Origin of the sequence: uncultured Enterococcus sp., assembly GCF_913775425.1 — a bacterium.
Lineage (GTDB): Bacteria > Bacillota > Bacilli > Lactobacillales > Enterococcaceae > Enterococcus_G.
Map to the genome: position 1 here is coordinate 1 of NZ_CAJYIS010000081.1, position 23036 is coordinate 23036.

At 38.8% G+C, this 23036-nt stretch carries 25 protein-coding genes and 1 pseudogene; 7 read left to right on the top strand and 19 right to left on the bottom strand.

The genetic code is table 11. From position 1 onward, the window contains the following. The 3 genes and pseudogenes from QZ413_RS09395 to QZ413_RS09405 form a co-directional block, all read right to left on the bottom strand. Nucleotides 1-191: pseudogene (locus QZ413_RS09395) on the bottom strand (amino acid permease); the annotation flags it as partial. A gap of 150 nt (nucleotides 192-341) precedes the next feature. Further along, nucleotides 342-761, bottom strand: a complete 420-nt coding sequence (locus QZ413_RS09400) for a hypothetical protein (protein ID WP_297079592.1) — start codon at nucleotides 759-761, stop codon at nucleotides 342-344. Between the two features lie 66 nt (nucleotides 762-827). Beyond that, nucleotides 828-1283 (bottom strand): GNAT family N-acetyltransferase, encoded by a 456-nt coding sequence (locus QZ413_RS09405; protein WP_297079595.1) that lies wholly within the window; start codon nucleotides 1281-1283, stop codon nucleotides 828-830. A gap of 94 nt (nucleotides 1284-1377) precedes the next feature. On the opposite strand from QZ413_RS09405, the gene QZ413_RS09410 reads away from it, so the two are divergent. Next, on the top strand, nucleotides 1378-2730 hold the full coding sequence (locus QZ413_RS09410; RefSeq protein WP_297079596.1) for a DUF6056 family protein: 1353 nt from the start codon (nucleotides 1378-1380) through the stop codon (nucleotides 2728-2730). Nucleotides 2731-2800: 70 nt separating this feature from the next. On the opposite strand, the gene QZ413_RS09415 is transcribed toward QZ413_RS09410, so the two are convergent. The 5 genes from QZ413_RS09415 to QZ413_RS09435 form a co-directional block, all read right to left on the bottom strand. Further along, nucleotides 2801-4387, bottom strand: a complete 1587-nt coding sequence (locus QZ413_RS09415; RefSeq protein WP_297079598.1) for an ABC transporter ATP-binding protein — start codon at nucleotides 4385-4387, stop codon at nucleotides 2801-2803. A gap of 110 nt (nucleotides 4388-4497) precedes the next feature. After that, nucleotides 4498-4845 (bottom strand): metal-sulfur cluster assembly factor, encoded by a 348-nt coding sequence (locus QZ413_RS09420; RefSeq protein WP_297079600.1) that lies wholly within the window; start codon nucleotides 4843-4845, stop codon nucleotides 4498-4500. 63 nt (nucleotides 4846-4908) lie between these two features. Beyond that, nucleotides 4909-5832 carry a YitT family protein gene (locus QZ413_RS09425; RefSeq protein ID WP_297079602.1) on the bottom strand — a complete coding sequence of 308 codons (924 nt, stop codon included), beginning with the start codon at nucleotides 5830-5832 and terminating at the stop codon, nucleotides 4909-4911. Nucleotides 5833-5952: 120 nt separating this feature from the next. Beyond that, on the bottom strand, nucleotides 5953-6333 hold the full coding sequence (locus QZ413_RS09430; RefSeq protein WP_297079605.1) for a phage holin family protein: 381 nt from the start codon (nucleotides 6331-6333) through the stop codon (nucleotides 5953-5955). Nucleotides 6334-6411: 78 nt separating this feature from the next. Then, nucleotides 6412-6954, bottom strand: a complete 543-nt coding sequence (locus QZ413_RS09435) for a hypothetical protein (RefSeq protein ID WP_297079607.1) — start codon at nucleotides 6952-6954, stop codon at nucleotides 6412-6414. 187 nt (nucleotides 6955-7141) lie between these two features. Here QZ413_RS09435 and QZ413_RS09440 point away from each other — a divergent pair, with 187 nt between their 5' ends. From QZ413_RS09440 to rpsT, 4 genes are all read left to right on the top strand, one after another. Beyond that, on the top strand, nucleotides 7142-7765 hold the full coding sequence (locus QZ413_RS09440) for an MBL fold metallo-hydrolase (protein ID WP_297079610.1): 624 nt from the start codon (nucleotides 7142-7144) through the stop codon (nucleotides 7763-7765). Between the two features lie 15 nt (nucleotides 7766-7780). Further along, nucleotides 7781-8488: a histidine phosphatase family protein gene (locus QZ413_RS09445; protein WP_297079612.1), complete on the top strand. Its 708-nt coding sequence runs from the start codon at nucleotides 7781-7783 to the stop codon at nucleotides 8486-8488. 125 nt (nucleotides 8489-8613) lie between these two features. After that, nucleotides 8614-9447, top strand: coding sequence for an undecaprenyl-diphosphate phosphatase (locus QZ413_RS09450; protein ID WP_297079614.1), 834 nt, complete (start codon nucleotides 8614-8616; stop codon nucleotides 9445-9447). A 157-nt stretch (nucleotides 9448-9604) separates the two neighbouring features. After that, nucleotides 9605-9859 carry a 30S ribosomal protein S20 gene (gene rpsT, locus QZ413_RS09455; protein WP_297079616.1) on the top strand — a complete coding sequence of 85 codons (255 nt, stop codon included), beginning with the start codon at nucleotides 9605-9607 and terminating at the stop codon, nucleotides 9857-9859. Nucleotides 9860-9893: 34 nt separating this feature from the next. Here rpsT and holA read toward each other — a convergent pair whose 3' ends face one another. The 5 genes from holA to QZ413_RS09480 form a co-directional block, all read right to left on the bottom strand. After that, entirely contained in the window at nucleotides 9894-10919 is a 1026-nt protein-coding gene (gene holA / locus QZ413_RS09460) for a DNA polymerase III subunit delta (RefSeq protein ID WP_297079618.1), read from the bottom strand. 48 nt (nucleotides 10920-10967) lie between these two features. Beyond that, the gene (locus tag QZ413_RS09465; RefSeq protein ID WP_297079620.1) at nucleotides 10968-13199 is read right to left on the bottom strand and encodes a DNA internalization-related competence protein ComEC/Rec2; all 2232 of its coding nucleotides are present in this window, start codon (nucleotides 13197-13199) and stop codon (nucleotides 10968-10970) included. Continuing rightward, complete coding sequence (locus QZ413_RS09470; protein ID WP_297079623.1) at nucleotides 13189-13677, bottom strand: ComE operon protein 2; 489 nt, start codon at nucleotides 13675-13677, stop codon at nucleotides 13189-13191. The genes QZ413_RS09465 and QZ413_RS09470 overlap by 11 nt, the downstream gene beginning before the upstream one ends. Nucleotides 13678-13709: 32 nt before the next feature. Then, the gene (locus tag QZ413_RS09475; protein ID WP_297079624.1) at nucleotides 13710-14372 is read right to left on the bottom strand and encodes a helix-hairpin-helix domain-containing protein; all 663 of its coding nucleotides are present in this window, start codon (nucleotides 14370-14372) and stop codon (nucleotides 13710-13712) included. A gap of 69 nt (nucleotides 14373-14441) precedes the next feature. Then, nucleotides 14442-15047 (bottom strand): HAD-IA family hydrolase, encoded by a 606-nt coding sequence (locus QZ413_RS09480; RefSeq protein WP_297079627.1) that lies wholly within the window; start codon nucleotides 15045-15047, stop codon nucleotides 14442-14444. A gap of 141 nt (nucleotides 15048-15188) precedes the next feature. On the opposite strand from QZ413_RS09480, the gene QZ413_RS09485 reads away from it, so the two are divergent. Further along, nucleotides 15189-15788, top strand: coding sequence for a TVP38/TMEM64 family protein (locus tag QZ413_RS09485; protein ID WP_297079629.1), 600 nt, complete (start codon nucleotides 15189-15191; stop codon nucleotides 15786-15788). A gap of 164 nt (nucleotides 15789-15952) precedes the next feature. On the opposite strand, the gene QZ413_RS09490 is transcribed toward QZ413_RS09485, so the two are convergent. From QZ413_RS09490 to QZ413_RS09510, 5 genes are all read right to left on the bottom strand, one after another. Then, a complete protein-coding gene (locus tag QZ413_RS09490) occupies nucleotides 15953-17302 on the bottom strand; it encodes a PFL family protein (RefSeq protein ID WP_297079631.1) in 1350 nt (449 codons plus the stop codon). Between the two features lie 23 nt (nucleotides 17303-17325). Beyond that, nucleotides 17326-17592: an ACT domain-containing protein gene (locus QZ413_RS09495; protein ID WP_297079634.1), complete on the bottom strand. Its 267-nt coding sequence runs from the start codon at nucleotides 17590-17592 to the stop codon at nucleotides 17326-17328. Between the two features lie 114 nt (nucleotides 17593-17706). Beyond that, a complete protein-coding gene (locus QZ413_RS09500; protein WP_297079636.1) occupies nucleotides 17707-18855 on the bottom strand; it encodes an aminotransferase class I/II-fold pyridoxal phosphate-dependent enzyme in 1149 nt (382 codons plus the stop codon). A 13-nt stretch (nucleotides 18856-18868) separates the two neighbouring features. Continuing rightward, on the bottom strand, nucleotides 18869-19591 hold the full coding sequence (locus QZ413_RS09505) for an amino acid ABC transporter ATP-binding protein (RefSeq protein WP_297079638.1): 723 nt from the start codon (nucleotides 19589-19591) through the stop codon (nucleotides 18869-18871). Beyond that, nucleotides 19584-20999 (bottom strand): ABC transporter permease subunit, encoded by a 1416-nt coding sequence (locus QZ413_RS09510; RefSeq protein WP_297079643.1) that lies wholly within the window; start codon nucleotides 20997-20999, stop codon nucleotides 19584-19586. Before QZ413_RS09510 ends, QZ413_RS09505 begins: the two co-directional genes overlap by 8 nt. A 323-nt stretch (nucleotides 21000-21322) precedes the next feature. On the opposite strand from QZ413_RS09510, the gene QZ413_RS09515 reads away from it, so the two are divergent. Beyond that, entirely contained in the window at nucleotides 21323-22408 is a 1086-nt protein-coding gene (locus QZ413_RS09515) for an iron-containing alcohol dehydrogenase family protein (protein WP_297079640.1), read from the top strand. 40 nt (nucleotides 22409-22448) lie between these two features. Here the strand turns inward: QZ413_RS09515 and QZ413_RS09520 are convergent, their stop codons facing one another. Then, on the bottom strand, nucleotides 22449-22961 hold the full coding sequence (locus QZ413_RS09520; protein WP_297079641.1) for a cysteine hydrolase family protein: 513 nt from the start codon (nucleotides 22959-22961) through the stop codon (nucleotides 22449-22451). Nucleotides 22962-23036 lie beyond the last annotated feature (75 nt).

Here is a 23036-nt window from a genome sequence, read left to right on the forward strand (position 1 = left end):
ATTTCACCTAACGCACGCATAATCAAATATAAAAACATTCCCGCTACTAGATACGCTAAAATAACGGATGGACCAGTCCAAGCGATCGTCGCTCCTGATCCCATAAATAAGCCAACTCCAATGGCTCCTCCCAATGCAATCATCTGTATCTGACGTGCACCGAGTTTTCTTTGTAAACGTTCCTTTTCCATAACGCACCCTCTCTATCTAAACGACTCCTCCCCATATTAGAGAATAATGTGAGTTTTTGCAATATTTTTTTCAGAAAACATTAAAAAAAAGAGAAGAATCCGCTTCAATCAAGCATTCATCTCTCTTTACTTTCTCATATTTGTCTTTTTTTACAAAACAGTATAATTTCCCTCTGCTGTTTTACGGATCACGACTTCTTTTTGAATTGCTTGCGTATGCTCTTCAGTATACACCAATACGTGATATTCTTCATTTTCAGCATCGGCTAACCATTGACTGACACGCGCATGTGCTTCTTTTTGTGTCTCTTTAATCGCGTCTGCATTTTCTACTAATTTATCAACATACAAAACAATGGTATGTTGCTCTTGTTGAATCACTAAAAAAGGACGTAACCCTAATTCCATAGTAGCCTTTATAACTTCTTGCTCTTGTTTGTGAGGATTCCATGAACCATTTTCATAACAATAAATCGTATTGTTCTCGATTGTTTCATTTGCGATTTCAGCTGGGATATCTAAACATTCAAAAATCCCGCGGATCAGCACGTCATTTTGTCGTTCTTGCATAGGATCGTTCCCTTCTTTCTTATTATGTGTATCATACTTGAAAGCCTTGTTTCACGCAAATAAAAGCTAGTTTTCTTCTTGTTTCAACATATCAACATGCAAGATATCATCTTCTAGATAAGGTTTTGAGATCGTTTGAAAACCAAAACTTGCATAAAACGATTCCAAGTAAGCTTGTGCTTGTAAATAAATCGTTTGTTGTTGATATTCCTTTGTCAAATAGCGTACACCTTCAGCGAGTAATATGCGGCCTAGTCCGGTTTTTCGATGCGATGTTGCGACTACAACACGGCCAATCGATGCTTGAGGATATTTCACTCCAGCTAAAAATAAGCGACTGTAGGCACAAATTTGTTGTCCATCTAAACAAAACAGATGCAATGCTTGCTCGTCCCATCCATCCGCATCTTGATAGATACATGCTTGCTCGATCACAAATACTTCTTGTCTTAGTTGCATGATGCTATAGAGTTCTTTAGGAGTTAATGTTGAAAATGATTTGATTTTCCAGGTTAAAGCCATAACTACGTTCCTCATTTCTTTTATTTATATCTAGCTTTTTCATTTTAGAACCGATAAAATGGACTAGAATGTTTATTATGTTAGGAGTGTCTTGATGAATCGACTATCGATACACGAAAATCGCAAGCTTTATCTGACGATTTTTTTGATTTTCTTAGGTTTTTTAGGCTTTCATTTTATGATCCCTTTGACCCATGCAAAAGACGATTTGGTCTTATTTTTTGAACCGTTACACACACAGTACCACGGAAATTACAGTGCTTTTTTAACACATCGGTATCATACGTGGAGCTCACGATTGGTGATCGAAACGTTTACGCTTTATAGTGTCACACATTTTTGGTTTTGGCGTCTTCTTGATGCGTTGATGATGACGATCGCAAGTATTCTGCCTGCTTTTTTTATACGTCGATCGCCTCGTATACTCGATTTATGTTGTTCAACGGCGCTATTTTTATGTATCCCTTTGACTTTATTTTATGATACAGGTTGGATTGCGACAAGCACGAATTACCTTTGGGTCTACGCATGCGCTTTACTCGCAAGTTACAGTGTTTGGCAGATCGCACAACATCAAGTCAAACTTCCTTTATATCTAATCGGTTTAGTAACCAGTATTTATGCCACGAATCATGAACAAATGTTACCACTATTTGGAACTTATCTTATCTTGATGATCGCATACTTGCTTTATCGCTCAGATCTTGCTATCATGCAAGTTTTACCTTTTTTAGGCATCACATTGATCAATTTGATCGTGATCTTACTCGCTCCAGGAAATCAAGTCCGGTATGCTTCAGAAGTGACACAATGGTTTGCGGACTACGAAAGCTTAAGTCTCTTTCGCAAGTTAGAATTAGGATTTTCTTCTACTATTCGTCATTTGTTTTTTGATCAGTTGGCCTTACCTGTGTTGTTGTTGATTATATTATTGATTTGTTTAATGGTGAAGAAAACGCTCAAACCAATCGACCTTATTGGATCTGTCGTGCCATTGGGCCTAAGTTTAGCATTGGCGTACAATCTATTTCAAATCGTACCTGAAACGTTCCGCACCTTTTTTTATGCCCAATTCAATCAATATGGGACAACATTTCAATTTAGACACCCCACTACATGGATCCCAGATTTAATCTTATTCCTTGTTGTAATCGGTGTACTGTTTAGTTTTCATCGCCTTATGATCACTACAGGGCAAAAATGGCTATTTAGCTTGCTATTTAGTGCTGCCATCGTCGTGCGCATGATTTTAGCATTTTCACCTACAATTTGGGCATCCTCTGGTCGAACGTATCTCTTCACCTTAGGGCTGATCAGCTTATTGAGCTTAGCTTTACTTGAAAAAATCGACAAGTATAAGATAAAGATCGCACTTTCCTATAGTCTAATAGGCATCGGTAGTTTACTATTTCTATCGAATGTATATATCCTGTTTGCTAGTGTGTAATCTCCAAGAATCGAATCCTAAATAACACACACTTGCTACTTCGACAGTTTTAGAAGTAGCAAGTGTGTATTTACGTTAAAATATAGGTTTGATCTATGAATCGTTTTAGCTCTTCTTTAAAGCTATGACTGATGATAATTGCGGTTTGATTTGGTGTGGTTAGTACGATTTCTTCAATCGCTTTGGCTGTTTTAGCATCTAGATTGGCCGTTCCTTCATCAAAAATCAAAATATCCTTATGATGATAAAATGCTCGTGCAATCGCGATTCGTTGCAATTGTCCACCAGACAACCGTAAATGATCACTATCTAGTTCGGTATCGCTTTTTTGCGGTAAGGTAGCAATCAGTTCATTCAAATGACTATTTTCTAGTACTTGATCAAATCGTATTTGATCAAACGGAAGAGCTAAGCAGATATTTTCTTTGATGGTTCCATTTAAAATAAATGTTTGTTGAGACATCAATGCCATTGACTGTAACACGTCAACTTTGCTTAATTTCACATACTCTGTTCCATCAAATTGTAAAGATCCTTTATAATGCTTCAAACTTCGGGTCAATAGTTGGATCAATGTTGTTTTTCCAGAACCGCTTTCGCCTTCGATTAAGTATTTTTTGTTTTTTTCAAAATGCATATCGGGAAAAGAGACCTGTTTATTTGGATAAGCATATTTAAGTTGAACTGCGCGAATCTCTTTTGTAAATATTGGTGGTCTATTTATTTTTGTATCGTTTGTAATTGATTCAAATTTATTTAAAATTGCTTGTGTACTCAAAATACTTGCATTGGTTTCACTCAATTCACTGATTGCTGAGAAAAATTGATTTGCTAGATTGCCCACAGCTAAAATGACTCCAAACCCTAGTTGACCCTGATAGGCCAGATAACCTGCTAAACCAATCAAACAAAATTGACTTAAAATATTCGCCAAAGCAATCATTACCGTCACTAAATTCGTTACTTTAGTGTATGCCAATTTTGCATGTTTCATGTTTAAGGAATTGACTTGATTTTTTCGTTGAATCAATGAAAAAGCTTGATAATTGAATAAATCAAAAATCCCCATAATCAAATTGGTAGTATCTTTAGTAATTAATTCATTTTGTTTTGAAACGTTCTGTGTTACTTCAATTAATTGTTTTTTATACACGATTGGAATCACTAAAAAAAGCAATGAAAAGAAAAACGTAGCAAGTACTAACCAATAACTATAATAAAATAAAGCAATGCTAGAAGAAATAGCAGCCATGATCGAACCGATTAACACAAATACACTGGAAATACCTGTTTCAATGGTCAAAATATCTGTTGTAGCTAAATTGATATAATAGGCTTTTTTCACTTCACCTTCAGATTGTTCAATGGTCAGATACGCTTTGGTCAGCGCTTGTTCACGAAGATACTCGGCACTATCTTGAATAATTTTTTGCTTTAAAAAAGCGGCACAATAAGAGCTGCTCAACGTGATCACCCACATCAAAATAACCCAACCTATTTGAATGAAGAAAGACTGTAATTCTTTAGCAATCAAGTCATTAATGGCTAGAGCGAGAATCAACGCAGCTAGCGTCTGTGTAATTGCTTGAAGGCCAATCAACAGTACCGTTATCGTAGTCTTTATTTTTTGTAACAGGAATAACTGTCTTAGTTTCATTTCACAACCTCACTTTTTATGAAATTTTAATTAAAATTCAATTAAATAAATCATAACACAACCAAAGCAACAAAAAAACTGCTTCCAAATTGGAGGCAGCTTTTTATTGTTTAACGAATCCCTAAAGCGATTCGAGCATAACGGCTCATTCTATCGGTCGTCCACGCTGGATACCAGACTAATTTGACTTCGATTTTATTGACTTCATCGACTTCTGCTAATGCATCGTGGATATTTTCAGTTAATACATCTGCTAATGGACAGCCCATTGTGGTTAACGTCATCTTGATGACCGTATCTCCTGTATCTTTAGCAAAATCGACTTCATACACTAATCCTAAATTGACGATGTCGATGCCAAGCTCTGGATCGATAACCGTCTCTAGAGCCATTAAAATACGCTCTTTGATTTCTTCTAATTCTTCGTCTACCACGATATCTTCTGGTTCTTGACTCATGTCGTATCCCCCTGTCCTCTATTTAGACAAATGATACTTGTTTTTTTACAATTTGTAAATTGCTTATCGTCGATTTCTTTTTAATTCTGGAAAAGCTCCGGTTGCTTTAAAAATCCGTTGTTCATCATCTGTTGCAAATCGTCCCATAATCGATTGCGTCGGCAAAATATTGATAAATGCATTTTCATCGATTTCTAAAACAGCTTGTTCCAAATCATATAATTCATAACGCGTGATCACCATCATGATCGTTTGGCTATTGATCCCAGAGTATCCACCAATGGAAGGGAGAAGCGTCATGCCGCGAAAGACATGTTTTGAAATATTCTTTCCCACTTGATCCGCATGGCGTGTCGTAATCATCGCCGTTACTTTTTGATGACTCGTATGAATCGCATCGACTACACGACTCATGGAATAGATCGAAATGATCGTATATAGCGCACTTTCCCATGAAAATAAAAATCCTGCAATCAAGACGATGATCCCATTTAATAGCAACATATAGCTGCCAACTGTCTTTCCGGTAATTTTAGAAAAAACTAAAGACAAAATATCCATACCGCCAGTCGTAAATCCCATTTTTAATGAGAATCCTGCACCAATCCCGATTAAAACGCCTCCAACTAACGCATTCAGTAAAATATTATCAGTCACTTGTCCTTCCGGTAACACAATCGTAAATACTGAAATTAGTACCACATTGATAAAACTTAAAAAAGTAGAACTGCCACCTAATTTAATAAATCCTAAAATAAAGATGGGAATATTCAAAATCAAAATAAAGAGTCCGATACTTAACGAAATCCCTAAATATTGTTGAGCTAATCCGACAATAATCTGGGCCAACCCATTCATACCCGCTGAAAACACGTGTGCTGGATTCAAAAAGAAATTGATACTCAATGCTCCAGCGATCCCTGTAAAGACTAGGACAACTATTTTCTTGATTTGTTCCAAACCAAACGTTCCTTTTTTTTGTGCCACGTTTTGTACACTCCCTCACCCATATAGTTTGCTTTCAAAGCATAGCAGTTTTTCAAATAAAAGGTAACGAGAAGATCGTTTTGGTTAGGATTTTTTTAGGATTTGGACAGGTATTTCACATTATTTGCGTTTGATATAGTCGATAAACAACTGTTTAAGTTGCGTAATAAATTGTTGGAACAACTGGGTATCGATCCCTAATTTTTGATAATTTTCTAAAATCGAATGCAATTCGAACCACAAGTAACCACTATAAAACATATACAACATCCCAATTCCAACTTTCATGGGGATCACTAATGCTAATGGCAGAAAAAACAATAACAAACATAAACTGGCCATTTTTCGAATCAGGCCGTTGATTCCTTGTTTAGAAGTAAATGTTCGCGTGTAGCGTGCAGCCAATACACCACTAATAAAATCAAGTGTCATCGCCAGACCGATCATGGCTAAAATATACAAAACCTTTGCTTGTCGTAATTCATGGATATACTCGATCATCTTGTTTCCCTCCTTTACCTTATAAACGAAAGAAACAGAAAAAATGTCAAAAAAACACACAAGATTTTTTCTTATGTGTTAGGTACTATATTGAATTTCATATATCGTGCCATTTTCATCCGTCACTTTTGTATCACTCTCATCGACGAATTGGAATTTTTGTTCAAAATCAGGTTGGGCACGTAAAATAAAGTAGGTTGGATGCAGTTCGACTGTCGTTTGGGTAAACTTTTGTTCATAAACTTTATACGGATCATCTTCATAGATCAAACCAGGAAAACTACGCTTGAAATCTTGTTTGACTTGTTCTAATTTTTTTTGTTCGATCACGACTGCATTTGCACGTGTCTTACTCGTATCAAGTGCTGGAACGTATTGTTTGACGATCGTCAGTTGGTCTTTGACCACGTCGTACACTCCTTGACTTTGAGGAAAGAGTTGACTGTCCTTTTGTAACAACAAGAAATTTTGTTGCGTCGTTAAATTTTCTTTCGTGGGTAAAACTTCTTTGACAGGTTGCGTGACAAATTCAGATTCTACGGTTTGCTGACAACCAGAAAGCCAGATCAAAAGGAGGCCTAATGCGCCAATCATGAATTGTTTTTTCATTCGTATTTTCATCAGTTCTCCCTCCCTTTTTTCATATCATAGCGTATCTGTACGGCTAACACTTTTTTTTGTGAGATTTTTTAGTCTTTTCTTAGTGAATTTTTGCTATTTTATCGCTATTTTAAAAAAAGGGGCGATCCTTTGTTTGTCTCCACTTTTACGTTATACTAGATGTAAGCTGATTAAAGGAGGATACGCGATGAAAATTACGCGTTTTATTACTGGAGCAGCACAAGAAAACTGCTACCTTTTAGAACAGAATGGTGCTTCTCTGATCATTGATCCAGGTGCTGAAGCAAATACACTGATCCAAGCGATCAAACACAGTCAAACAAAGCTATTGGCGATTTTACTAACACATACTCACTATGATCATATCGGGGCTGTGACGCAGGTCAGAGAAACCTTTGACGTTCCGGTTTATGTCAGCGAACTCGAACAAGATTGGCTACAAGATCCAATCAAAAATCTTTCTGGACGCCATCCTGAAATGGACGATTTGATTTTAGCGCCAGCAGAATATGAGTTTGAATTATTTACCCCCTATACGATCGGACCATTTGAATTTACGGTCGTACCCACACCCGGACATTCCATGGGAAGTGTGAGCTTTATCTTTGATGAAGTTGTTTTTTGTGGCGATGCTTTATTTAAAGGCAGCATTGGTCGCACGGATCTATACTCAGGAAATCTTGAACAATTGTTGACAAGTATTACCACACAGCTCTTTACCTTACCCGATAACACGATCGCGCTCTCAGGACATGGGGAGCAGACAACGATTGGCGATGAGAAACAAACGAATCCATTTTTCACTGAATAAAAGGAGGAATTTATCATGGCAAAAACAGAACTTTATGTCGTTCGACATGGAAAAACAATGTTCAATACAATCCAAAGAGTCCAAGGTTGGTGCGATACTCCCTTAACAAAATCTGGAATCGAAGACATCCATTATTTGGGTCTTGGACTAAAAGATACACCGTTTGTTGAGGCTGTTTCTAGCGATAGCGGACGTGCAATCGAAACGATGCGTCTCATCTTAGGTGAACATCCTGGTGCTCAAAAGTTAGATTACCGTGTCGATCCAAGAATTCGCGAATGGTGTTTTGGCTCATTAGAAGGTGGTTATGATGCTGAAATGTGGGGCGTCATTCCCAGAATTTTAAATTTTCCTGATTACGACGACATGATTGCTAAAAAAGTTTCGTTTAAAGAAATTTGCGAAGCGATCTATGATGTCGATACAGCGAATTGGGCAGAAACCTATGATACCTTGAGCCACCGTGTACGAACAGGATTTGAAGATATCGCACACCGTGTGGAAAAAAATGGCGGCGGAAAAGCCCTTGTTGTCTCTCATGGATTAACGATTTCCTTTTTGATGCATCTGATCAATGATGAAAACAACGTCAGAGTCGATATCCAAAATGGTTCAGTCACACGCTTGGTGTTTGAAAACGGTCAATTTACGATCGAAGAATTTGCAACTACTAAATTTATCGAACAAGGTAAAGAAATTTCACGTACCTTATTACAATCTTAATTATTTTGCGAAAAATTGTAGTCTTATGCCGCCAGAATAGGCAATAGGCTACAATTTTTCTTTTTTTCTGAATGTAAACAAGGTATACTGAAAAAGGTGAAATTTTTTTGAAAGGAATGAACTATTTGTTTATTGAAAATTTTATTAAAGCCATTATTTTTGGGATCATCGAAGGGATTACCGAATGGTTGCCGATCAGTAGTACGGGGCATTTGATTTTAGCAGATGAATTCTTGAAAATCCAAGAATCTGAGGCATTCATGACTATGTTTAATGTCGTGATTCAATTGGGTGCGATTTTAGCTGTCGTTGTGTTGTACTTTACAAAATTAAATCCGTTCGCGCCAAGCAAATCACTAGAAGAAAAACGCGACACATGGAGTTTATGGTTTAAAGTGATTTTTGCCATTCTTCCATCTGCTGTTATCGGTCTCTTTTTAGACGACTGGTTAGATGCGACGTTTTATAACTTCATTTCGGTAGCAATCGTCTTGATCGTTTACGGAATCGCCTTTATCGTAGTAGAACGCAACAAACGTGGCGTGGAACCAAAAATCGGTAGTTTAAATCAAATCAGTTATCGATTTGCCTTCTTAGTAGGAATGTTCCAAGTACTGGCGTTAATTCCTGGAACTTCTCGTTCTGGTTCAACGATCCTTGGAGGAATCATTTTAGGTGGTTCACGTTTTGTTTCTGCGGAATTCTCGTTCTTCTTAGGGATTCCTACGATGTTCGGCGCAAGTTTACTTAAGATGTATAAATTCTTCCATGCGGGAAATACCTTTGGAACAGAAAGCTTGATCATCTTATTGACAGGTACGATCGTTTCATTCATCGTCTCTGTTCTTGCAATCAAATTCTTGATGTCTTACATCAAAAAACATGATTTTACAGTATTCGGTTGGTACCGTATCGTTTTAGGGGTTATCTTGATCGGTTACTGGTGGATGAGTAAATAATTAGTGGGAAAGCAGAACCTCTGCTTTCTTTTTTTGTGTTAAGTAAACATTCTTTACAACTTTTAATTGCAATCACGTCTATCATTAGGTATAATGACTAGTGTTGATTTATACGTTTTTCGTATTCGTATAAGAAATTTTTTTGGAGGTGAAAAATATGCCAAACATTGAATCTGCTATCAAACGCGTACGTACTAGCGAAACTGCTAACGCGAAAAATTCTTCACAATTAAGCGCAATGCGTACTGCGATCAAAAAATTTGACGAAGCTGTAGCTGCTGGATCTGATAACGTTAACGCGTTATTCAAAGATGCTGTAAAAGCTATCGACATGGCTGAAACTAAAGGATTAATCCACAAAAACAAAGCTAGTCGTGACAAATCTCGCCTAAACAAAAAAATCGCGAAATAAGTCTAAAAAAAGAAGCCTCTAGAGGCTTCTTTTTTTATGCTGTTTGACGTGTTGTCTTTAAAATAAATAATTCAAATAAATATTCTTTGGCCATTTGACCTGTTTTCATTTGATAGTCATTTTCTACTAATTCGTCATACAACGTCATTAATTCACGTGTTGTATATTTTTTGACTTGTTGCATGGCAAGTTTTACGCGATAAGGATGTGCTTTGACTTGTTGGACGATCGCCCCTTGTTGCATCCCTTTTTTCATCAACAGTGCTACTTGAAGATACAATCGTACTTGACCGATCAAGATCGCATTGATTTTGATCGTTTCTTCTCCTTGCAACACTAATTCGCGGTATTGTCGAATCGCTTGTTCTGTTTTCCCTTGTAAGATACCTTGTGTTAAGTCAAAAACATTGTTTTCTAGACTCTTAGGAATTAGCTGAACGACAGCTTGGTAATCGATCGTTTTTGTTTGATTTGCATAGACGACCAGTTTATCCAATTCACGCATGATCTTGCTTAGATTCAATTCAGTTGCTTCTAATAAATAGTTTAACGCTTGGGCGTTTATATCGACTTTAGCTTCTTTGACTCGCGCTTGCACCATTTTTTTGACTTCTTGATCACTTGGTGGTTTTACATCTAATACCACACTAGTTTTCTTTAATCGTTTCGTGATTTTTTTACGCTCGTCTAATTTTTCATAATTGGCAAAAAAAACTAAAACCGTTGAAGGAACTGGATCATTTAGGTAGGCTATGAAGCGTTCGATATTTTGCTCCGGCGCACCATTACGTTTTTCTGAAGTTAAAAAATAAGGTTGTTCCACAAAAATCAATCGTTCATCGCCAAAAAATGGTAAGGTCTCCGCTTCATCGATCAAGGTATCTAGTGTCTGTGTATCCATATCGATATGACTAAAATTCAAATGATTCTCATCCATCTTTAAACGATCAAAAAAAGCTTGTCTGATAAACTGCTGAAAATATTCCTCGTTGCCTTCGACCAAATAACATGGTGCTAAAGGATCTGTCTCGATTGGTTTGATTAATTGTTTTATCGTCATATACCCTCCTACTATCAGCCTTATGTTATCATGGAATCCCCATGAATTCTAGTCATCTAATCCTTGAATTTGCTTTATGAACGGTCCAAAACTGCGGTATTGGATCATACCACGTTGATCTGTACGTAACGTTTTGATTTGTTCTTGATCCAAAACATGAAGTGTTTCTTGGTGTGGATGATGATAGCGATTGTTTCTTCCCACTGAGATGATTGCGACTTTCGGCTGGATCGCTGCGACAAATGTTGGATCAGTCGAGGTTTTACTCCCGTGATGTCCTATTTTCAACAAATCGACAGATAAGCTAGGATAACGCTTCAGTAAATCAAGCTCACCACTTTTTTCTAAATCACCTGTCAATAAAACGCGTTGTTTGGCGATCGTAGTATACAGCACTAATGAATCATTATTTTCTCCTTTACTTAATTGTAGAGGGGACAATACGTGGATAGTGAAACGCTCTCCTATAACTTGATCGACTGTTAACAGCTCGACACGTTGATGAGGAAACGCTCTTAGTAAGCGCTTGATATTCGGATGGTCTTGACTCCCCTTTGCAAGAAAGAGCGTCTGCACATGAAACTGGCTCAAAAGACTTGCAGCATCTCCCATGTGATCTGTATCTCCATGCGTCAAAAAAAGACCGGTAATCGTATGGATTCCTTCTCCTTTTAAATACGGAATGACCGAATAAGTAGCATTCACTTTAGGTTTTGTTTGTTTCCAAGCTTCCGTTTGAAAACTTAGCTTACCACCCGTATCGATCAAATAGATCTCACGGTTTCCTCGACTTTGGATCACCGTTGTGTCCCCTTGTCCGACATCTAAAAAAGTGATTTTTTCAAACGGATGAATCGACGTTACGATCAAAGGAACGCCTGCACTTGCTAGTAAAAATAAAAAAATTCGTTTTTTAGTGATCGCCCATAAAGCAGCTATTGTACAACTAATCGCCCAAAATATCGGCAGCGCTCCAGCATACCACTTTAAAAAAGGAAAACATGTGATCAACCAATCGACCACTTGTAAACTGCTTGTGAGTGCATAGGCTAAAGGATGACTGATCGGTTCGATACTAGCAATCAGAAACAGTAAGACTGCACTAGGTAACAGAAACAATTCAAAATAAGGGACTAAGAAAAATGTCCATATTCCACTTGCAATAGGCCAATCGTAAAATTGATAAAGCAACATTGGAATACTTAATATCGGGAATAGATAGGCAGCATAGAGTCTCGCTTTGATCGTCGTAGCTGAAGGGCGTAAAAATAATAAGAAAAATGAGAATAAAAAGGACAATTGTGCGGAAAGTTGCTGTAATGCTTGTGGTTCAATGACTAAGCAAATCATTAAGACTAACGCATAGCGATCGGTTGCACTGAACTTTAGAGGGAACTCTTTCACGAACCAGTAGCTTAGATAAGCCAATACCGCGCGAAGGATACTGATCGAGCCACCAAATAAGCCGGTAAGCACCACACTAGCTAGTAAAAAAAACGGCAATTGACTTTTGGCAGTAAACCCCAACCGGCGAAAGAAAAAATCTAACCATCCCAGAAAAAAATAAACATGCAAACCCGAAATACTAAATAAATGCAATAACCCATTTTGAGTAAACGTAGTCAAAAACTCATAATATTCACTCTGACGATAATTAAACAATAATCCGTTGAGCCAAAGGGCTGTTGTATTTGGTAAATGTTTTTCAGTATGAAAAATCGCGCGCATCCGTAAATAATGTAAAGGAAACGTCCAGCGATCAAGTGCTCTTTCAGCAGTAATCTGGTCAATTTGCACAACACCTTGGTAATGTTCGCTCTTTAAATACGCAAAGTAATCAAAGCCATGCTGATTCGTACTTGGCATGATCGAAGTAAATGCTCCTGTAAATGTCAATTCAAGATAGCGTGTGTTGCGATCTTGCCAAAGCAATTTTTCCTCTTTCGTTTTCAGACGATAACGAAATTTAGTTTTATGCGCAGACAATTCGCCATCAAACGTGACTTGGTCACCAGAAAGAGCGATGGTATCCGGATAGATGCTAAGCTGACCAGAAACAGGGATATCTTGTTTGATAGTAACTTGAGTCATATGATACCGTATTAAAAATAAAGTGACGAGTGCGACTGTAATCAAGATTAATCCCCACTGTCTACGATACAGTAACAAGATCAAAAAGAAGATACAAAGTAATCCGGTGAAAAAGAAGGATGAAATGAGGGTAAAAAAGCAGCAGGTCGCCAAACCTACAGGCAAGAAGAAGAAGTTTTTATACTTCATCTTCTCGACTTTCTGAAGGAATAAAAGATAATTTCGCAAAATATTGTGGATCGAGTACGACTTGATGGACTTTCGCGCCGACTTTTTCGATCAGCTCTAATGCATATGGATCATTTCGATAGTTGTTCAAATAATGAATCGTTGTGATCCCAGCTTGTAAAATCGATTTTGTACATTGTAGACACGGAAAATGAGTTACATAGATCTCTGCACCATTCGTCGATACCCCTAGTTTTGCACATTGCAACAACGCATTCATCTCTGCATGGATCGTTCGGATACAATGATTATCCACCACATAACAACCGTGATCGATACAATGATCATCGCCACTAACCGAACCGTTATACCCACCTGCAATGATCCGTTTATCTTTGACTAGTGTTGCGCCTACTTCTAAACGTGTACATGTACTACGTAATGAAAGTAAAGAGGCCTGCGCCATAAAATATTGATCCCAAGGAATTCGTTTGGTCATCTCTTGTCTCCTTTCGTTCATTTTAGTTGACTTTACTCTATTGTAATCGAGTCTTTTAATTTTTCAACTGTCTTTTCACCAAATCCATCAACTTCTTTTAATTCTTCGATTTGTTTGAATGTGCCTTTTTGTGTTCGGTAATCGATGATAGCCTGTGCTTTTTTCTCGCCGATTCCATTTAGCGTCATCAAGGTACTAGCATCTGCAGTATTGATATTGATTTTTTCGGTTGCTTGTGTTGCTTGTCCTGTACTTTGTTGCTGGCTAGACCATGTATCACTGACCTGTTCACCTACTGTTGGCACATAGATCACAGCTTGATCACTTACTTTTTGAGCTAAATTGATCGCACGTGTTTCGGCTTGCCCGGTCATTCCACCAGCTAATTGGATGATATCTTTGACTCGAGCACTTGGATGGATCGTGTAGACTCCAGGATGTTTGACTGCACCTTTTACATCGACATAGATCTCACTTGTACTTGAATCACTCGATTTCGTCGACTCGCTTTGTTTTGTCATTTCGGTACTTTTCAACACCTCACTTGAAACAGCAGTCGTTTTTGGTGTGAGGACCCAATAGATCGTCACGCTAACAAGACTTAAGACAACTAAAAAAACAAGTATCCCGGATGGCCATTTATACTTCATGACTAGCGCGCGAATCTTTTGGTAGATAGATGGCTCGATTGGCATAGCTCTCCCTCCTTACTCCTCTATAAATACGCAAAAAAACCAGTTCGTACAAAACGAACTAGTCACAGGTTAAAGAATATCGAGTAATGCATCCACATTTTGTGTAGCAGAAACATCTTTTAGCAATTGATCTTGATCATAAAATACAGTTTGGATCCCAGCTGCTTTTCCGGCATCGATATCCATAAAACGATCCCCGATCATCACAGCTTGTGCTTTCTCCATATTGTATGTATCGATCAAATATAACAATGAATCAGGCGCTGGTTTACGCGGGAAAGGACGTTCTGATCCAATGATCTCCACGAAATGAGCAGACAAGCCATACTCATCAAGTAATTGCTCCGTCCCCGGTGTATCACGATGTGTCAAAATATAATTTTTTCCACCTTCAGCGATGACTTTTTCTAAAATTTCCTTTGCGCCAGCAAACGGTGCGGGCTCACGTTGATCTTTAGCTTCAAATTCTTTAAAGATTCGTGTAAATTCAGCAAAATCCAGATCGTATTTTTCGGCGATCGCTTTTGATGATTGCGATTTTAATAAATAATAAATTTCTTTTTCATCGGCATGGATACCATACGTGTGTAACGTATCCATAAATCCTTTTAAAATAATGGGATAGGTATCAAAAAGTGTCCCGTCAAAATCCCAGATATAATGTGTATACTTCATCTTCACCCTACCTTTTTTTATTCTGTTCTATTGTAGCGGAAAGTTGTAAAAAAAACAAATTGCTCAATTTAGACTTTCTATCACATCAATTATCGTTTAAAATAATAAGATAAGTATTTTAGATTGGAGTTTTTCTACGTGATGAAAAAAAACTGGCGCAAATGGCTACATCTCTTTTTACAGATCCTACCATTACTTGGTGTAGCTGCTTTGATCGGAATTGTCGTCTATGGCATCCACTTAGGGATTTTTAAATCCACTAAAACATTACAAACCTTTATTGAACAATTTGGTCATTTAGGAATTTTATTTTTCATCATCTTAGAAATCGTTCAAGTCATCGTACCGATCTTGCCTGGTGGGATCTCGACTGTCGCTGGGATGTTGCTTTTTGGTACGATCGAAGGACTGATTTACAGCTATATTGGCTTGATCATTGGTGAAATCATCGCGTATTACTTAGTCAAACATTACGGTCACGCCTTTGTCAAAATGGTCTTGTCGAAAAAAAACTATGAACGTTTCGAAGCATCGATTGCAAAACACCATAAAAATATCAAACGATTTATGATTCTGACCTTCTTGATCCCCTTTGCGCCAGATGATATCGCTTGTTTTATCGCTGGGATCTCAAGAATGAAATTTAAAGATTATTTGATTATTATTTTGACCTTAAAACCGATCTCAATTGCGATCTATGGCTTTATTTTACTCAAGTTCGTCAATATTTTTCTATTTTAAAAAATCTGTGACAGAAGTAGGCAGCTCCAGGAAATAAGCCAAATAATTCCGATAATAGGTTCATCTATTTAGGTAATTATTTGGCTTATTTCTTAAGGAGCTCCTTCTGGAACGCCGTTTCTTCTATTTTATAAAAGGCTGTGACATCTGTCACAGCCTTTTTTTTAGTTTTTAAAGGAATGAATCGGTGCTGGGATTCGTCCACCACGCAAGATAAAATCACTTGATTGTGCCGGATTGGTTTTCATCACAGGAGCCGTTCCTAATAATCCACCAAATTCTACCATGTCACCGACTTTGGTATCTTTAGCTGGGATCAAACGGACTGCCGTCGTTTTATGGTTGATGACTCCGATCGCTGCTTCATCAGCGATCATCGCCGCAATCGTTGTGGCACTGGTCTCACCTGGGATCGCGATCATATCCAATCCTACAGAACAGATTGCCGTCATCGCTTCTAATTTTTCAAGATTCAACAATCCATTTTGGACCGCTTTGATCATCCCCGCATCTTCAGAAACCGGAATAAACGCACCGGATAACCCTCCCACGTGGTTACATGCCATCACGCCACCTTTTTTCACAGCATCGTTTAATAACGCTAACGCAGCTGTCGTTCCATGTGTACCCACAGATTCTAGACCCATTTCTTCTAAGATCAATGCCACACTATCGCCCACAGCTGGTGTCGGTGCAAGAGATAGATCGACGATCCCAAACGGAACGTCTAATCGCTCAGAGGCCACCCGTCCGACCAATTGCCCCATACGTGTGATTTTAAAGGCAGTTTGTTTGACCGTTTCTGCGACGACATCAAACGATTGTCCTTTGACTTTTTCTAATGCTCGTTTCACTACACCAGGACCACTGACGCCGACATTGATCACACAATCCGCTTCACCGACACCATGGAACGCGCCTGCCATAAACGGATTGTCTTCGACAGCGTTGGCAAACACGACTAATTTCGCACAGCCCATATCAGATGTATCTGCCGTTTTTTTGATGATCTCTCCCATCAATTTCACAGCATCCATATTAATACCAGCTTTTGTTGAGCCAATATTGACTGATGAACAAACAAAATCAGTTTGCGCTAACGCTTCAGGGATCGATTCGATCAACGGGAGATCGCCGGCTTGATAGCCCTTTTCTACTAAAGCGCTATAGCCTCCGATAAAGTTTACTCCTACAGCTTTGGCTGCACGATCAAGCGCTTTGGCAAATTTCACGCATTCTTTAGCATCTACATGACTGGCTGCTGCAATTAGCGCAATCGGTGTTACCGAGATCCGCTTATTGATGATCGGAATCCCATATTCCATTTCGATGGCTTCCCCAACAGCGACGAGGTCTTTTGCTTTTGTGGTAATTTTCTGATAAATCTTCTCGCATGCTACATCGACATCCGCATCGATGCAATCGAGTAAAGAGATTCCCATCGTAATCGTCCGGATATCTAAATTTTCTTCTTCGACCATGCGAATCGTTTCTAATATTTGATTGCTCTCCATGATTCTCTCCTGTCTAGTTCTTCCTATAATTTATGCATCGCGTCAAAGATCGCTTCATTTTGGATCGTGATCTTGACACCTAATGTTTCACCACAAGCATCTAACGCTTGACGAATCGCTTCATAATCGACATCTTCTGGTAATTCTAGCATCATCATCATCGTAAAAAAGTCTTGCATGATCGTTTGTGTCATGTCGACGATATTGATATTTAACGTAGCCAGTTGTGCGCTAACACCTGCCACGATCCCTACTTTATCTTGTCCAATTACTGTTAATACCGCTCTCATTGGTGTGCCCCCTTTAATATTTTTCTCATTATAGCATAGGCTTTCTCATGTAACCGTATTTCTGTTGAAAAAAAATAAAAAAAGAAGCGAATTTTCGCTTCTTTTCTTAACGTTTTATACGCATTGATCGATTCGATCAAAGGCTTCTTTTAATTGTTCAAGATCTTGTGTGACTGCAATGCGAATATGCGTCGTCGGTTTGGTTTGACTAAATGCATCTCCTGGTATCACCAAAACTTTTGCCTCTTCTAATAACACTTTGGTAAACGCCAATGCATCCATTTTTGTATCGGCTACATTGATATACGCATACATCGTCCCTTTGATTGGATTCATGTGTAAGCGCGGATGGGCTGCAACACGCTTTTCCACATAGGCCAAACGCTCTTTAAAGATCTTGACCACATTCGGTACGATCTCATCGGCGTGTGTTAACGCATAGATCGCTCCTTGTTGGGATAACGCATTAGCTGAATACGAAATATTTTCATTCAAATAACGCGCGACATCATTTACAAAAACAGGTGAGATCATATACCCAATACGCCATCCAGTCATCGCAAAGGCTTTTGAGAATCCACTAAACGTAATCGTATGCTCTGGAGCAAATGCCGCCATTGGATAAAATGGCTGATCAAAGGAGAACGCCTCATAGATTTCGTCAGATAAAATGAACAAGTCATGTTGAATCGCTAGATCTGCGATCGCCTGACAAGTGGCTTCACTAAAGACTGCACCTGTCGGGTTATTTGGATTGTTGATAATGATCGCTTTAGTCTTTTTGGTGATCGCACCTTCTAACACTTTAGGATCTAGTTGAAATCCATCTTTTTCATACGTAGGTACGATGACTGGGATGCCTTCTGCTAATTCGACTTGATCTTTATACGGTGAAAAGTACGGTTCGTGAATAATCACTTCATCGCCTGGGTCTAAGATCGCCATCAAAGCCAGATACAGACCGTGAGAAACTCCGACTGTAGCTCGTACTTGATTTTTATCGACACTAAGCTGATACGTTCGTTGATAAAAGTCGGCGACTGCTTGACGGAACTCTTCACTACCATCAGATAACGTATAATGTGTATGCCCTTCTTTGGCCGCTTTCATCGCGTATTCAATGATCGCATCATCGGTATTTAGATCAGGATCGCCGATCGATAAATCGATCAAGCCACTTGTTTGTTTGGCTAAGATCCCGATATCCATCAACAAATTTTCTTCCGGTGTTTGAAACCGTTTGGCTACTCTTGTTTGATCCATAGTTGACTTCCTTTTATAACACTTTATTTAAGAAACTTTGTGTACGTGGGTTTTCAGGATTGGTAAAGATTTGTTCTGGTGTTCCTTCTTCTTGGATCACCCCTTCATCCATAAAGATCACACGATCGGCGACTTCGCGGGCAAATCCCATTTCATGCGTTACGACTACCATCGTCATCCCATTGTTGGCTAAACCTTGCATCACGGATAATACTTCACCGACCATCTCTGGGTCTAGTGCTGAAGTCGGCTCGTCAAACAACATCACATCAGGATTCATCGCTAAGGCACGTGCGATGGCTACCCGTTGTTGTTGCCCACCAGAAAGACTTGACGGATAGGCTTGGCTTTTATCTTTTAGACCAACTAAGTCTAGTAAACGTTCTGCTTCCGCTTTGGCTGTAGCATCCGCTTCTTTTTTAACTTTGACTGGACTGATCGTAATGTTTTCTAGCACGGTTTTATGTGGGAATAAGTTAAAACTTTGAAATACCATTCCCATTTTTTGACGCAATTGATCGATATTGACCCCTTTATCTAAAAGGTTTGTTCCTTCAAAGATAATCTTGCCGTCTGTTGGGGTTTCCAGTAAGTTTAAACAGCGTAAAAACGTACTTTTTCCACTTCCTGAAGGACCGATGATCACAACGACTTCACCAGCTTCAATGTTCATATCGATTCCTTTTAAGACTTCATTTTTACCAAATGTTTTGTGTAAGTTTTCAATATTAAGCATCTGTATTCATTCTCCTTTCAGCGACACCTAGTAAACGAGATAACGTAAAGGTCATTACAAAGTAAATCAACGATACGATCAAGTAAGGTAAGAATGGTTTGAAACTTGCTCCTTGGACGTTTCCAGCTTGGAAGATCAATTCAGATACCCCGATAACTGATACGATAGAAGATTCTTTGATGACTGTCACAAACTCATTTCCTAATGCCGGTAAGATATTTTTGATGGCTTGTGGGAAAATGATAAATTGCATCGCTTGACGTTGGTTCATCCCAAGTGAGCGCGCAGCTTCCATTTGACCTTTGTTTACCGCATTGATCCCTGCACGAATGATTTCCGCTACATACGCTCCACTATTTAAGGCCAAAGCGATACATCCGGCAGCGACTTTTGATAATTCGATGCCGATGATCCCTGAACCAACGTACACGATAAAGATTTGTACCAATAACGGTGTTCCTCTAACGTATTCGATATAGGCTGTTGCGATCCAACGCACGACACGAACTTTACCAAGTTTCATTAACGCTAAGATCCCACCAACGATCGCACCAAACACGACCCCGATCACAGCTAAGAATAAGGTATATCCCGCACCACTTACATAATATTTATAATATTTTTGGAAGAAGTTTTGGTCTTTTTGGAACATCAATTCATTGGCTTCTTTTTTATATTTATCCATCAACTTTTGATCTTTGACTTCTTTGATCGATTTGTTGACTGCAGCTTTTAATTCTGGTGCATTTTTTGGCATCGCGATCGCTGTTTCTTTATGATCGTCAGAAAAAGAAACATTGGCAAATGCTAATGAATCATCCCGTTGCACATACGCTTCAGCGATCGGTCCTTCTAATACGGCTGCATCGACTTTATTGTTCGTTAAGTTCAACACGATATCTGGAACTTTTTGTAACGACACCACATCTGAACCTTTTAATTCTGATTTTGCTAATGCTTCTTGTGTCGTTTGCTTTTGTGCGCCGACTTTCACACCATCAAAGTCGTTGACTGATTTGAATTTGTTTAGATCATCTTTACGCACAATGATTTTTTGAGTCGTTTCTAAGTAAGGATCCGAAAAATCCACTTCTTTTAACCGTTCTTCTGTTGGAGACATTCCCGAGATGATCAAATCGATCTTCCCTGTTTTTAATGCACCGAGTAAGGCATCAAAGCCTAATTCTTCGATCTTTAATTTCACACCCATGTCATCGGCGATTTTTTGTGCCAATGAGATATCAAATCCGACGATCTGATCACGACCATCGACTTCTGCATGGAATTCATATGGTGCATAGTCGGCAGATAATCCGACCACGACTTCTCCTTTTTGTTTGATTGCTTCAAACGTTGGATCACTTTCTTCGGCTTGCACCGTCATACTTGGCAAGGCAATACCTAACATGAGTAGACATGCGAATACGACCATCAACCAATTTTTATTTCTTCCTTTCATAACAAAACCCCTCTTGATTTATAATGTATAAAAATTCATAAATTAATGACTTGCTTATCATAGCATATCATTAGTAGTTTGAAAAGCATATTTTTGTATAATATTTGTTTTTTATTCTAAAAAACCGAATATTATTCGATAAACATTCATTTTATATTCCAATAGCGAAAATTGAAATCCCTTTTTTTGTTTTTTTATTCTTTTTTGCATTTATCTATTGTATCCTTATGCATTTTCTTTTACACTATGGAGGACTAAAGGAGTGTGACATTATGACCAATTCACTAATCGTTCGTGGCGCCCCGCAAGAATATGTGTGTCAAGAAGGCGCTTGGACGACACTACCAGAACACTTAACTGCACGTAAACTAAAGCGTATCCTAATGATCCACGGCAGTCGCTCACTTGAAGCGGCTACACCCTATTTACCTGATCTAACGGCATTTCATGTAACCAAAGTGCATTATGGTGGCGAATGTTGCGATGAAAAAGTAGCAGAACTTTGTACACTGATGCTCGATCAACACTGCGATGCGATTTTAGCTGTTGGAGGTGGTAAAATCGCAGACCTAGCCAAACAAACAGGCCACCTTGTTCAAAAACCAGTGATCATCTTACCGACACTTGCGGCAACGTGTGCAGCCTATACGCCACTAAGTGTCATGTATAACCAAGACGGTTCGATGGATCGTTATGATATCTTTCCTGAAGCGATCGCTTTGACCTTGATCGAGCCACGTGTGATCTTAGAATCGCCTATCGCGTATATGATCGCCGGTATTGGCGATACACTAGCCAAATGGTATGAAGGCGATGCGATCATTCGTCAATTAGATACGGTTCCGATCGAAGTCCAAGTGGCCCATTTTGCAGCGAAAAAATGTCAGGAAAATCTATTAGCTTTTGGGACACAAGCCATCGAAGCGATGCAAACCCAAACGCTCACACCTGAATTTATCGCCGTTGTCGAAACCAATATTTTACTTGCTGGAATGGTCGGCGGATTTGGCGATGAATATGGCCGAACTGCCGCAGCCCACTCGATCCACGATGCCTTGACGATTTTACCGCAAAGCCATCATCAATTACACGGCAATAAAGTTGCTTATGGTATTTTAGTGCAACTCATGCTCGAACAAAATCCAACTGAGATCCTAAATCTAGTACCGTTTTATCATGAAATGCACTTACCGACTACTTTACAAGAGATGGATATGATCTTAACAAAAGAAGAGTATCAAGCAGTAGCGAAACGTGCGACGATTAAAGAAGAAAGTATTCACTTGCTCGCTGAAGAAATGACGGCTGAAAAAGTCACGGTCGCGATGCAATCTTTAGAAAACATGATGCAAAACTAAAAAAACGAGAGTCCCCTACCTTGTAGGAACTCTCGTTTTTTTAGTTGATTTCGATTTGGCAACTCTTCATGGCCTCAAGTGCTCGATGATGGGCTTTAGGGGTCACACCCGCACAAGCTTTTTCATGAACGATGATCGGCACTTCTGGTAAGAACGCTTTGATCAATAAGGCATTTGAAATCACACAAATATCAGTACAGACTCCGATCAAATGGATCGCGTCTAATGTATCTTGTGTCGCAAGTTCGGCTAAATACTGGCCAAGTGCTGGACTTCCAAATGTCGGCTTATCAAAAATCACCGCATCATCGACCGGTAAAGACGCTTCGATTTCCCAACCTTCACTACCTTCTAAACAATGCACCACAGGTAATTTCTTACCTTCTTGAGTCAATAGATAATCCACTTGGTGCGTATCGCGGGTAAAGAGAATCAGTCCTTCAAAACGTTCGATCATTTCTCTGACCACTGGCACGATCGCTTGGGCTTCGTTAGTCCCTAAACTTCCGGTGATAAAATCATTTTGCATGTCGATCACTACAAGTACTTCCATAATAATCCCCCTTTTTTTCTTTAGTGTACTATGTTCACTTGACTTAGACAATTGGAATCTCCTTTAGACAAACCT

Excerpts from the sequence above, each read along its gene's own strand:
- QZ413_RS09400 (WP_297079592.1), bottom strand. The coding sequence starts at position 761 with ATGCAAGAACGACAAAATGACGTGCTGATCCGCGGGATTTTTGAATGT.
- rpsT (WP_297079616.1), top strand. The coding sequence starts at position 9,605 with ATGCCAAACATTGAATCTGCTATCAAACGCGTACGTACTAGCGAAACT.
- QZ413_RS09510 (WP_297079643.1), bottom strand. The coding sequence starts at position 20,999 with ATGTTAGGTATTGCCTTGCCAAGTATGACGGTGCAAGCCGAAGAAAGT.
- QZ413_RS09495 (WP_297079634.1), bottom strand. The coding sequence starts at position 17,592 with ATGAGAGCGGTATTAACAGTAATTGGACAAGATAAAGTAGGGATCGTG.
- QZ413_RS09410 (WP_297079596.1), top strand. The coding sequence starts at position 1,378 with ATGAATCGACTATCGATACACGAAAATCGCAAGCTTTATCTGACGATT.
- QZ413_RS09500 (WP_297079636.1), bottom strand. The coding sequence starts at position 18,855 with ATGGATCAAACAAGAGTAGCCAAACGGTTTCAAACACCGGAAGAAAAT.
- QZ413_RS09520 (WP_297079641.1), bottom strand. The coding sequence starts at position 22,961 with ATGGAAGTACTTGTAGTGATCGACATGCAAAATGATTTTATCACCGGA.
- QZ413_RS09470 (WP_297079623.1), bottom strand. The coding sequence starts at position 13,677 with ATGACCAAACGAATTCCTTGGGATCAATATTTTATGGCGCAGGCCTCT.
- QZ413_RS09440 (WP_297079610.1), top strand. The coding sequence starts at position 7,142 with ATGAAAATTACGCGTTTTATTACTGGAGCAGCACAAGAAAACTGCTAC.
- QZ413_RS09480 (WP_297079627.1), bottom strand. The coding sequence starts at position 15,047 with ATGAAGTATACACATTATATCTGGGATTTTGACGGGACACTTTTTGAT.
- QZ413_RS09430 (WP_297079605.1), bottom strand. The coding sequence starts at position 6,333 with ATGATCGAGTATATCCATGAATTACGACAAGCAAAGGTTTTGTATATT.
- QZ413_RS09475 (WP_297079624.1), bottom strand. The coding sequence starts at position 14,372 with ATGCCAATCGAGCCATCTATCTACCAAAAGATTCGCGCGCTAGTCATG.
- QZ413_RS09445 (WP_297079612.1), top strand. The coding sequence starts at position 7,781 with ATGGCAAAAACAGAACTTTATGTCGTTCGACATGGAAAAACAATGTTC.
- QZ413_RS09435 (WP_297079607.1), bottom strand. The coding sequence starts at position 6,954 with ATGAAAATACGAATGAAAAAACAATTCATGATTGGCGCATTAGGCCTC.
- QZ413_RS09505 (WP_297079638.1), bottom strand. The coding sequence starts at position 19,591 with ATGCTTAATATTGAAAACTTACACAAAACATTTGGTAAAAATGAAGTC.
- QZ413_RS09465 (WP_297079620.1), bottom strand. The coding sequence starts at position 13,199 with ATGAAGTATAAAAACTTCTTCTTCTTGCCTGTAGGTTTGGCGACCTGC.
- QZ413_RS09415 (WP_297079598.1), bottom strand. The coding sequence starts at position 4,387 with ATGAAACTAAGACAGTTATTCCTGTTACAAAAAATAAAGACTACGATA.
- QZ413_RS09420 (WP_297079600.1), bottom strand. The coding sequence starts at position 4,845 with ATGAGTCAAGAACCAGAAGATATCGTGGTAGACGAAGAATTAGAAGAA.
- QZ413_RS09405 (WP_297079595.1), bottom strand. The coding sequence starts at position 1,283 with ATGGCTTTAACCTGGAAAATCAAATCATTTTCAACATTAACTCCTAAA.
- QZ413_RS09485 (WP_297079629.1), top strand. The coding sequence starts at position 15,189 with ATGAAAAAAAACTGGCGCAAATGGCTACATCTCTTTTTACAGATCCTA.
- QZ413_RS09490 (WP_297079631.1), bottom strand. The coding sequence starts at position 17,302 with ATGGAGAGCAATCAAATATTAGAAACGATTCGCATGGTCGAAGAAGAA.
- holA (WP_297079618.1), bottom strand. The coding sequence starts at position 10,919 with ATGACGATAAAACAATTAATCAAACCAATCGAGACAGATCCTTTAGCA.
- QZ413_RS09515 (WP_297079640.1), top strand. The coding sequence starts at position 21,323 with ATGACCAATTCACTAATCGTTCGTGGCGCCCCGCAAGAATATGTGTGT.